The organism is Acinetobacter sp. P37 (genome assembly GCF_057480965.1).
In genome coordinates this window covers 1-10,998 of the sequence record NZ_JBLIYY010000034.1, presented here as the reverse complement: position 1 = coordinate 10,998, position 10,998 = coordinate 1, and the positions used below count along the sequence as shown (strand labels likewise).

The 10,998-nt window shown below is 38.6% G+C and carries 6 protein-coding genes and 3 pseudogenes; 5 read left to right on the top strand and 4 right to left on the bottom strand.

Translation table 11 applies throughout. The annotated features are described in order from the left end of the window. Nucleotides 1-308: pseudogene (locus tag AC25JC_RS17065) on the bottom strand (IS66 family transposase); the annotation flags it as partial. Between the two features lie 155 nt (nucleotides 309-463). Here AC25JC_RS17065 and AC25JC_RS17060 point away from each other — a divergent pair. From AC25JC_RS17060 to AC25JC_RS17050, 3 genes and pseudogenes are all read left to right on the top strand, one after another. Then, nucleotides 464-1,135, top strand: a complete 672-nt coding sequence (locus AC25JC_RS17060) for a hypothetical protein (RefSeq protein WP_486924503.1) — start codon at nucleotides 464-466, stop codon at nucleotides 1,133-1,135. Continuing rightward, on the top strand, nucleotides 1,132-6,177 hold the full coding sequence (locus tag AC25JC_RS17055) for a tyrosine-type recombinase/integrase (protein WP_486924502.1): 5,046 nt from the start codon (nucleotides 1,132-1,134) through the stop codon (nucleotides 6,175-6,177). The genes AC25JC_RS17060 and AC25JC_RS17055 overlap by 4 nt, the downstream gene beginning before the upstream one ends. 291 nt (nucleotides 6,178-6,468) lie before the next feature. Then, nucleotides 6,469-6,756 (top strand): annotated as a pseudogene (locus AC25JC_RS17050) (transposase); the annotation flags it as partial. 30 nt (nucleotides 6,757-6,786) lie between these two features. Here AC25JC_RS17050 and tnpC read toward each other — a convergent pair. From tnpC to tnpA, 3 genes and pseudogenes are all read right to left on the bottom strand, one after another. Beyond that, a pseudogene (tnpC, locus tag AC25JC_RS17045) lies at nucleotides 6,787-8,453 on the bottom strand (IS66 family transposase). Nucleotides 8,454-8,527: 74 nt separating this feature from the next. Then, on the bottom strand, nucleotides 8,528-8,863 hold the full coding sequence (tnpB, locus tag AC25JC_RS17040; protein ID WP_249682157.1) for an IS66 family insertion sequence element accessory protein TnpB: 336 nt from the start codon (nucleotides 8,861-8,863) through the stop codon (nucleotides 8,528-8,530). Continuing rightward, the gene (gene tnpA, locus AC25JC_RS17035) at nucleotides 8,860-9,288 is read right to left on the bottom strand and encodes an IS66-like element accessory protein TnpA (RefSeq protein ID WP_005108355.1); all 429 of its coding nucleotides are present in this window, start codon (nucleotides 9,286-9,288) and stop codon (nucleotides 8,860-8,862) included. Before tnpA ends, tnpB begins: the two co-directional genes overlap by 4 nt. An 82-nt stretch (nucleotides 9,289-9,370) precedes the next feature. On the opposite strand from tnpA, the gene AC25JC_RS17030 reads away from it, so the two are divergent. Both AC25JC_RS17030 and AC25JC_RS17025 read left to right on the top strand, forming a co-directional pair. Continuing rightward, nucleotides 9,371-10,147 (top strand): HesA/MoeB/ThiF family protein, encoded by a 777-nt coding sequence (locus tag AC25JC_RS17030; RefSeq protein WP_486924504.1) that lies wholly within the window; start codon nucleotides 9,371-9,373, stop codon nucleotides 10,145-10,147. Nucleotides 10,148-10,239: 92 nt separating this feature from the next. Then, nucleotides 10,240-10,635, top strand: a complete 396-nt coding sequence (locus AC25JC_RS17025) for a Mov34/MPN/PAD-1 family protein (RefSeq protein ID WP_249682187.1) — start codon at nucleotides 10,240-10,242, stop codon at nucleotides 10,633-10,635. Nucleotides 10,636-10,998: the final 363 nt, after the last annotated feature.

Sequence of the window (10,998 nt, the reverse complement as noted above, 5' to 3'; positions counted from 1 at the left end):
CGGCTTAAAGCTGGCCAACGCTTCAGAGTGTAATTGATGGCCTTGGCGGTGGGAGAACTCGATGGCACTGTCAGATGATGTTGGTTGAGCCATTCATATAGTTGTTGCATCACTGGTTGACTATGCTGTTGTCGGTATTCGCGGCGGTCTTCCGCTGTACCATCGGTCTTTTTCCTGAGTTCTGCTTCTATCGCATACAGTTTCTGAATCAGCACTAATGCCTGTTCAGCGACCTGACTTTTCCCAGTTACATGCAGTTCATGGAATTTACGACGTGCATGGGCCATGCAGCCCACCTCAATGAATTGATATGTTATTAAAGTTAGTAATTAAATTAAATAAATAAAATAAAACAAACACTTGATTATTATTACTTAAGCTATTTGATTTATTTTTTGTTTATACTTAGGACTATGTTATTCTATTATTTTAACGCTAAAAATATTTTACCTGTGCGGAAAAAATGATGACACCATTGCTCATTGATGCATTAACAATATCTGAAGGTAGGTTTAAAAAACCATGCCCAGCTTTAGTTTTGAAAATGATGTTGCTCAACGGGGAAATAAGCAGTGAGTTTTCAGCAAAAATTAAAAATCAAGCATTACTACTGCTCGCGATATATCGTAAGTTACTGCTTGCTGTCGATAGGGATTTATGTAAGGTAAAAATTCTAAAGGACAGTGTGAAAAGAAGACACTGGGGAAAAATGGATAAAGCACAGGACAAGATGGTGGTTGCAGACCAACTTCGGCTAAAGCGTTTAGATCCAGAAGAAATGATTTTATTTTTAAATACACAGCATTATCTAAATAAGCTGCCTATTTCCTTTGTAAAAAAACTGGTAGGTTGGGCACCACCAGTGGTGAGTGGTACTTTTTTAATCGAAAATGTTTTAGCAGGTTATATCTCCCAAAAGCTTTTTCCATTAGAAAAAATTAAAGTAAAAGAGCTTGGAAAATCTGTGCAACCCTATTTTCACATAGCTGACTTTTTTGTGCTTTTACCTCAACTAGAAGAACTTTATCAAAAATATCAAAAGCAAATTGTTCGTTTGGCGCCAACGGCAGAAGTTGCTTTAGCCTTAACAGACTTTGGGAAAGCATGGATTTATCATCTTAGGAGTAGGCTATGAATATTTATTTTAAGCAACTGCTAGAATGGATAAACCAGAATACCCCTATAGAAGAACAAAAACTCCTCCGAGCGTTATTTTTATTACGTGCACATTATAGCTTAGCCGGTATCGTTGTCATTTGTCAGCGAATTTTCACCTTGATTGGTGATAATGAATTACCAAAATTTCGTGATGAGCTTAAGACTTTAGAGTGCATTAGTGCATTAGAGTATTCTGAGGAATATTCACATTTTTTTTCAAAAACAACGGATAAAAATAAACATAACCCCACGCCGTTGCGCCCCTTTACTGGAGACAGTGGAATTTGTGATTTGCTCTTGCTTAAATCAGGAGAAAATCATAATAATGAGAGTTTTGATACTGTAATTATTTGGTTTTTAGATCAAATTTTTCATTTTCAAGACAGGGTACATGCTCTTGAGCTTTATAGTAATTATTTAAAGGGTGATGGAAGCATAAAGCTGAAAGACCAAAAAGGATCTCGTGTGTACAATGCCTTTTTAGCGATTAGGCTATTAGGTGATGCTGGTAATACACAGATTTTAGAAGATGTAAAAGCATCACTGCTTCAAAATTCCCCGAAACAACTGATTCAGTTAATGTCTGTTCATAATAAAGATGAACAATTAAATAAAATTTATTATGCATTAAAGCTATTTTTATCACAAATCTGGCAAAATAATCGGCAAAAAAATAAAAAAAAACGTCGAGAATTTTTACACCGTATAGGTTTAAAGCATAGAAAACTGATCTTGCAACGATACGGCTCATTAAGTATTGCTATTCAACCTTTAGAGGATGTAGATGAAATTCATCGTGGTCTAGTCTCAGATGTATTTGAGGATGATGAGATTGAAGAAGATGAAACACCATTGGAGCCCTTGTTTACATTTTTTTTGGCAGAACAATCCGATTTAATTCGAGGGTTTTATGCATCTAAGTCTACTTCTCAGCATGTTGAAGCTACAAATGTTGGTTTAGTTTGGATCAAATGGCGATTGTCATTAAATTCGATTCAAGAAGTGTTTAGGCTCTGTCAACCATCTCATACTGATACCAGCTTAATTTTACGCGCAAAATTAGCTTTAATATTAAGTTTACTCACAGGACGTTCGGTAAGTGAATTAACAGCGCCTCGTTTTAGTCAAAATGCAGATCAGAATAATATTGCTATTAAGTATGATCATACTTTATCTGCATATGTATTAAGTGTGTTTGCAGGGACACCGACACTCAAAAAAAAACCAGAAGATTCTAAATTTCATGTGCCATGGACCAATGAATTACATTTGGTTTTACCGATTGAACTCAATGATTTAGTGAGTCAAGTCAAAAATCTTGGGATTACAAGACATCATATGGCAGTTGAACGTGACGTGAGTGAACTGATTAACCGTGTACCTAAAGAGCTAGAAATCAGCCTCAAAAGCATTCGAGATATTCTTCCACGGTTGTTATATGATCATAGCCAAGGTGATTTAGCTGTCGTTAAAGCAGTGACGAATGCATCAGGTCGAAATTATGATAACTTGATTCATTATGCCTCTTTTGAACAGAGGCAACTTGAGCAACTCTGGGCTGCTTGTTTAAGAACGATAAAAATTAATATTCCTGAATATATATACTCTTCCAATAAGCGGGTGGGTAGCCCAATTGGAATAAAGATTATTGAAATACAAAATGAAATTACACGAATAAAAAAGAGAATAAATCATGCTGCCGAACAGAAAGATTGGCAGACGCTCTTTGATAACTTAACATTGTATACAGCATTATGGATGAATCTTGCAACTGCAGGACGAGGAATTAAGCAGCCCTTTCCAAAGTGGATCAGTCAGCAAGGTTGGGCATTGATTCAAGATAAACATCATCAAGATGAATCAACCGATCGTTATGTGCCATTGACGCAAGCGTTGATCAAACAGATTCAAGGTTTACGTGGTTTGATGGGAATGCTAGGGGAGCAAGTTGAACCACGTGTTGATTTATCATCTTATGCTGTGCAACTTTATGCTCCTCATCAGATTGAAGGTTTAGTTAGAAATTGGGCACGGAAGTTGGTTCGCTCTGATTATAATCAGTTACCTGGACGGTTCAAGGATGCTGGACTTGGGCACTGGATACGGGGTCGTCATCCATGGGATATGTTATCTGTATTTCCTGTATCAGCTTTTCAACAACAGTGGCTTGATGTACAAGAAAACTTGCAAAAACAATTAGGTTTCGAATGTCTTGAAGGTTTTGATTTTTTAAAAATCAAGCATATTCCAATATTTGTTTTAACCCAAGAGACTAAAACAGCTCAAGTAGAGACGAAGCTGAGAATACAATATTCAGAAAATGATGTAAAAGAATGGCTGAAAAACTCAGAGTATGAGTCCTATTGTCCGTTGATTTTTGAGGAAAATCCTGAGCCACAAGTAGCTTTAGAGCTTGGACATCTATTAGCCTCAAATTTAGCTAAAAATAAAAATATTGATTTGCCTCAAGCGATTAAAGCATATTGTGCTTATATTCGCGATGAAGCGAAAATTCCTTTATTCGTTCAGCTACCTCAAAAGGCTCATCGTACATGGCTGACATCTGAAAATAGTTTTAGTACATGGTGTTATATAGAACAAAACTTACTTGATGTTATTCAGAAGGATTTAAAAAATTTACCTGAACATCAAAATTGTGATGTTGAAATAGGACGTTTGCTGGTTGTACTCTCCATGTATGCACAACTGTGCAGAGTGAGCCATTTACACGCGATGTTGGAGTTTATTGCTTCTGATCAGCCTATAGTCGCTATGGGATATAGTCGGCTTATTGAGCTGGCAGTGAATAATGATAGATCTGTGACGAAGATACGCCGTACAGTACTGTTAAGTCCTTATGTCTCGACTTTAATTTTAGTAGACCGACAATATCTACAGCCCCGATTAAAAGAGATTTTAGCAAAGTCAAAAGATCTACAAAGAAAGGATTGGCAAAAGTGTTTTAATACATATTTAAAACAAATAGGGCTTGAGTCAAATTTATCGTTAGCTCAATGGTTAAAAGCTTTACAGCAAAATGTGATGTTAAATAGTACTCCCTTGATTGCAGGCTATATATCTGGCCAAATTTTAACGGAAGATCTTTCAATTAATGAATTATTAAGATTATCCGAATATGAAAAATTGACTAAAAATTTAGATAGTACTGAGGTAGAAGGTAAGATAGAAATAGATGATGAGCAACTACATTTGTCTTATATTTTAGGGATGATTCAGCAACTAAAAGGTGAGTCTAGATCAAGCATTTGGCTTAAACATCTTACCAATAATAAAACGAATCACTACTCAGATAATTTATTAAGGTGCTTTGTACAGTGGCTGATTTTACGTTGTGATGCGGAAGAGTTAACTCTAAAGAATCGAAATATGATTCATCTATATTTGGCGATCGTCAGTGCAGGTATATTGGGATTTTCAGAAGATTTAACAAAAGATAGCCAGATTGATGAAGATGTGTTTCAAAAATGGATGGAGTTGACACAAGAGCTTTTTCCACACCGCAAACATCTCGCTGCGTGGAATCGCTTTAGAGATTTTTTAATTCAGTTAAATGATGATCGTATAAAGTTACATAAGCGTAGAGTGCATCAAGCAAGTGCTAAAGTTTTTTCAAAAAAAGAAGTACAGCAGATTGTTCAAATATTACAATCTGTAGAATCTGGAGTGAATGATGCTGCTTCACGTCTAGAGATTCAACGTCATTTTCGTCTATCTGCGGCGATGGGTGTACGCCGTTCAGAGACACTTCATTTGCGGCCCTTAGATATTGATGAGGATATGCTTCGAATTCGTCCTTATGGTGAGCATCAATTAAAAACACTTGGATCAGAGCGTGTTGTTCCAATGAATTTATTAAGTCAGGCGATTCAAAAGGGATTAGATGATATTTATAAAAATAGAAAACATTCGATATTAATATCTGATGAGAACAGTGAACATAGGCCTTTTTTTAATGAAATATCGCAAATATTAAAGAAAGTCACTGGGGATGTTGATCTCAGTTTACATCATTTAAGACACACGTTTGCAAGTGCGTATACTTTAAAGTGTTTGCAAACAGCCATGGATTTTAAAGCGCTCACGATAGAACTGCCATGGCTACACAATTGGATGCCATCGAATGAACAATTTAATACGCTAGTAGGCAATGAGGGGCAGGTTGGGCAAGGAATTAAGGCAATTAGTAGAGTACTTGGACATTTACATGAATCAACAACATTAAAGCATTATATTCATATCTTATTTCTGGCTACTTATGCCTATAGCATGCAACAACAGCAACCGAATTTACATACTGCATTTTTTAAGCGAGTCATGAGTCGGAGTAATTTATTTAGGCAATTTCAAAAGATTCAACAACAGAATGGCCATCCAAAATATGAATTGCGAGATGCGATCGAAAAATATCTACTCAAAAAGAGACAATGTCAGAAGTGGGTGATCTATGCACAAAAAAAAGATAATTTAACGGTAAAATCCATAAAGCATGAGTTATTTCAGGAGTTCGAAGATGTTGAGCGTTATCTAGTTTCTGGGCAGGGGCAGCCAAGATTAGATATTGAATCCTGGAAGAGAGCTTTAATTACGATGGCAAACATTCCATCAGGTAAACGAGGTTCAAATATAGGAAGACATCAATTCTCGGTACAAGGAAAGCTAGCATTATTGCCTGAATCACTAAGTGCAGTAGATTTTAACTCCGCACAAGAGATTTTAAAGCGAATTGAGATTTTAGAACAAAACCAACCAAACACTTATGAGTGGTTAATAAAAAATTGGCTGTATGAAAGTAATGTAACAAAAGTATTGATGCATTTTACCGCAGAGGATGAACCTATGCTTTCAATCCTTACAGAGCATCAATTTTTTCCGATGGTGATGAAACATAATAAATATGATTATTTTAGAATTATGGCTCAACAAGCGTCATTAAGCGTTGTACGATGGGTATTGACCTGGTTGAGTGTGCGATATTTGGTTTTAAAAGATCATAAATGAATTTAAGTAAACATTGGACTGCCACCACTTTCCTAGAGAAAGCATTAAGTCCACAGCAATCAAAAAACAGTTGAATCTAATGATCTAAGTAGGCTTTGTTGCACAAACCTACCGATAAGGTCTTATTCCGCAATATAATTCCTAGATGAATAAACCTACATCTAAAATCTTTCGTACAACCAATTGGTCTACATATAACCGTGCCTTAATTAATCGAGGCAATATTTACATTTGGTTGGCTTTGTGGCATTAACCTATCGTTAATGGCTTATTCAGCAATATAATTCTAAAATGAATAAGCCTACACCTAAAATTTATCGTACAACCAATTGGTCCACCTACAATCGTGCTTTGATCAATCGTGGCAAATTAACGATTGGGTTTGATCCGAAAATGCAATGGTATGCGCAGCCACAAGGTAAACATGGTCGCAATCAAACTTATTCTGATGCTGCTATCCAATGCTTTCTGATGATTAAATTTCTATTCCGTCTGTCTTTACGTATGGTCAATAGCTTTGTTCAAAGTCTCATTCATCTTTGTAGATTAGATTGGACAGTCCCGAATATCAGTGATATGTAAGCGTCCGCTGAACCCCATGCCTATTTTTTAATTTGAGTTGGATTTCCAGCGATGTGGCAGTAATTCTTCTATTTGGGTCGCTTTATGCGTCGGCAGCCTTTTCAGCACATCACTTAAATAGGCATACGGATCCAAGCCATTCAGCTTTGCTGACTGGATTAAAGTCATGATGTTTGCCGCTCGCTGACCACTGCGCAGCGAACCTGCAAACAGCCAGTTCTTGCGTCCCAACGCCCAGGGACGCATCTGATTCTCTACCCAATTGTTGCATATCGGTAGATTGCCATCATCCAGATAGCGGCTTAAGGCTGGCCAACGCTTCAGAGTGTAATTGATAGCCTTGGCGGTAGGAGAACTCGATGGCACTGTCAGATGATGTTGGTTGAGCCATTCATATAGTTGTTGCATCACTGGTTGACTATGCTGTTGTCGGTATTCGCGGCGGTCTTCCGCTGTACCATCGGTCTTTTTCCTGAGTTCTGCTTCTATCGCATACAGTTTCTGAATCAGCACTAATGCCTGTTCAGCGACCTGACTTTTCCCAGTTACATGCAGTTCATGGAATTTACGACGTGCATGGGCCATGCAGCCCACCTCAATGACCTGGCCTGATTTAAAGCGTGCTTTATAACCACTGTAATCATCACAGACTAGATAACCCTGCCAGCCTTTCAAGAACTCTGCAGCATGCTGGCCTGAACGACTATCCTGAAAGTCATAGATCACCGCCTGAACTGGATTGTACTGTGTGGTGGCATAGGCCCAGACATAACCTTTCTTCGGTTTTTTATTATTCTCACCCATCCGCATGATGGTGACCGGTGTTTCATCTGCATGCAGCACCCGCTGTTGCAGCACCACCTCTTTTAAGGCATTGGCCAGAGGTCCAGTTCTACACCGCAGCGACCTATCCAGTCAGATAAAGTTGATCTAGAAAGTTCGATTCCCGCCCGCTGATAGATCAGACGTTGACGGTACAGCGGCAAATGATCGGCATACTTCGATACCAGCACATGGCTGAGCAGTTCAGGACTGGCAATACCTTTATCAATCACATAGGCGGGCATCGCTTGCTGAGTCAGAGTGTCACACTGATCACAGACCCATTTGCCACGTACATGCTGTTCCTTATAGAACTGTGCCGGTCTGAAATGCAGTTTTTCACTGATATCTTCGCCGATACGACGTAACTGGCAGCCACAACTGCATTGGGTTGATGCAGGTTCATGCTCAATACGGATGGTGTGTAGATGATCGGGTAGCAGTCGACGTTTAGGTTTGTTGAATGTAGCTTTCTGTGTTGCTGCATCAGTTTTATCTGCATTCAGCCGCTCCAGTTCCAGATCGACTGCTGCGATATCTTCTTCGACCGCCTCATCCCACAGATGGATTTGTTTTGCAGTGAGATGTTCGTTTTTACTACCGAATTTGTGCTGTTTAAACAGCGCCAGTTCATGCTCGTATTTTTGATTGAGAATAGAAAGATGCTGAACTTTAGAATCTAATTGCTGATTGGTGACTTCAAGATGTTGAACTTTGGCATCTAATTGTTGATTTGATACTTCCAGATGTTGGACTTGAGCATCTAATTGTTGTTTATCTTCTGCGAGTTGTTGATGCTGCATCGCCAACTGCCGGGTGAATTCCAGCAGTTGTTCATGGGTCAGTTGGCTTAAATCTGGCAGCGTATTCATGACCGCAGTATGCCTGAGGTCATGAGAAGAATGAAATAGAACGTTTGGAGGATGGCAGAATGGTCGAGCCTGGTTTAGAGCATTGTGACCACCTGCTGTCGTCCAATGCGCTGCCAGGGCAAACCCTGGATCAGTGCCTGTAACTGTTCCGGGCTGAGAGCTACGCTTTCACCCTGGTGAACTTGAGTCCAGTGAAATTTGCCCTGTTCCAGCCGTCGGGCACACAGCCAGATGCCCAATCCATCATGCACCAGTACTTTCATACGATGGCCACGTTTATTACAGAACAGGTAGGCGCAATGCGGTTTGATCGAGCCAAAGGCTTTCATGATCTGCGCCATAGCCGTATCCATACCCGCACGCATGTCCATCGGCTGGGTAGAGAGCCAGATTTCATCGATACAGATCATTTGATCAAGCCCTGAAGTAAAAGCAGCAACTCCTTGGCCGATTCCACTGGCCATTCGATTTCGATCACCTGATCTCTTGCAGAACATTGTTTCTGATGCAGTGGAATTCTGATATGAGCGACAGTATTTTTCTCCGGCACAGATAGCGGAGGTGCGTCTTGTTTGGCTGGAGTCGGGTGAAGCATGACCGGAAGAAAGTCAGTCTGTGGACTAGATGGGGTTGTTAATGCAGGGGGTATTGATCTGGATTGACGAATCCATTTATGCAACAGATTGGCATTGATCTGATGTTGCATTGCGACCTTGGCCACTGATGTATCTGGCTGCTGGCATTGCTGAATAAGTTGATGTTTAAATTCAGCCGTGAAGGTTCGACGAGGCTTTTTTAGCGTTGGTGTGCTGTCTATAACTGTCTTTAAATCCATAAATAGGTGTCCACTTAAAATTTAGTGGACACTATCGCGGTATTAATGAGTTAGAAAAAGTGGGGCTCAGCGGACGCTTACCATAGAACTATCAAATAATGATATAGCAAATAAAAAAATAGCAGTGATTGGTGCAGGTTCTTTAGGTGGTTCGGTCGTTATGCATCTAGTGAGGGCAGGTATTACTAACATCACCATTGTTGATTCTGATATATTTGAAAGTGCAAATTTAGGAAGACATATTTTAGGGGTAGATGATTTAGGTAAATATAAAACCCAAGCATTAAAAGAGCGAATCCAAAAAGATTTGTCTAATATCTATATTAGATCAATTCCGCAATATATTCAGTATGAATGTATTAAGAATATTGGCATGCTTGATGAAATGGATGTGGTGGTAATTACAACTGCTGATTGGAATTCAGAAGAGTTTATATGGTTATTGCATGAAGTTAGGCAACCTAAGTGGGCTTTAATCCAAGCTTGGGCTGAGCCTCATGCAATTATAGGGCATGTGCTGATAACTAGACCAAATAGTATTGCTGATGGACGCTACTTATTCGATGAGCATGGAAGCTTTTTACACCGACATTCAGAATGGAAGGATAATGGGGTCATCCCACTTCCTGGTTGTGGAGAAGCGTTTATCCCTGGTGGTCCTATTGGAATTAATACAATAGCGGCAATAACAGCTCAATCGGTATTTGATGTACTTACTGGAAAAGTAGAATCTGAGACATGGGTTACTAGTATAGGTGATATTGAAAAGATACGTGAATTAAATGGTATGTACGTTGGACCGAATGTACCTGAAGGTTGTAAGCAAATTGTCATTTCCAGAGAGTGGCCAAGGGTGTAGTGTACTAATGAACTATGATCTAGCCTGGGAATGGCGATAGAAGATGCTTAATGTTGAATTGAAAGTGTCCACAAAAGTAAGAGACATATTCTTTGCTCCAACAAAAATTAAAAGAAGATGAGAAAGGTGGGCAATTATTTATTGATACAAGTATGTCGGATGGTTTATGGCTTGCAGTAGCTACACCTCCACATAATGCTGATCGATCTGGTCCAACATGGTTGGAACTAGATGCCAATAGGTGTAAGCAAGAAGCTATTGAGTATCAAAATCAAGGGTTGGTTTTAGTAGGATACTGGCATACACATGCTGAGTTAACCCCTAATTTGTCCTCACAAGATATAAAAAGCTTTCGTGAATTTTCACGAAATAATATTAGTTCGTTACCAAACCCTTTAGCTGTAATTGTTGGTAATGGTAGTAATGGCGATACAATTAGAGCTTGGTCCTTTCAAGAAAATGGGATGATATTGGCTTCTTTAAAATAGAGCAATATCCGATCGAGTTTGAACTAATATAGTTAATGATAAGAAGCATAACCTTCAGTTCAATCTCTGTTTTCACAGAGATGACCTTATACATGAGATATACAATTGGTTATATTGATTGAATTAAAATTTATTTATTTCAAATACTTATTTTTGATTTAGGCTGACGCCATCATAAATTAATTGAAATTTTTTTAAACTAATTTAAGTCTTAAATATATGAACTAAAGATTACAGTAGTAATCTTTAGTTCCTAAAATTTTACTCTGTACACGACAAATTTCACAGAACCCTTATCCTATCAGGATTCTGCTTTCTTAAAATTGCCAAAATTTCCTTAAACTCTTCTTTTTTCCCAAAACC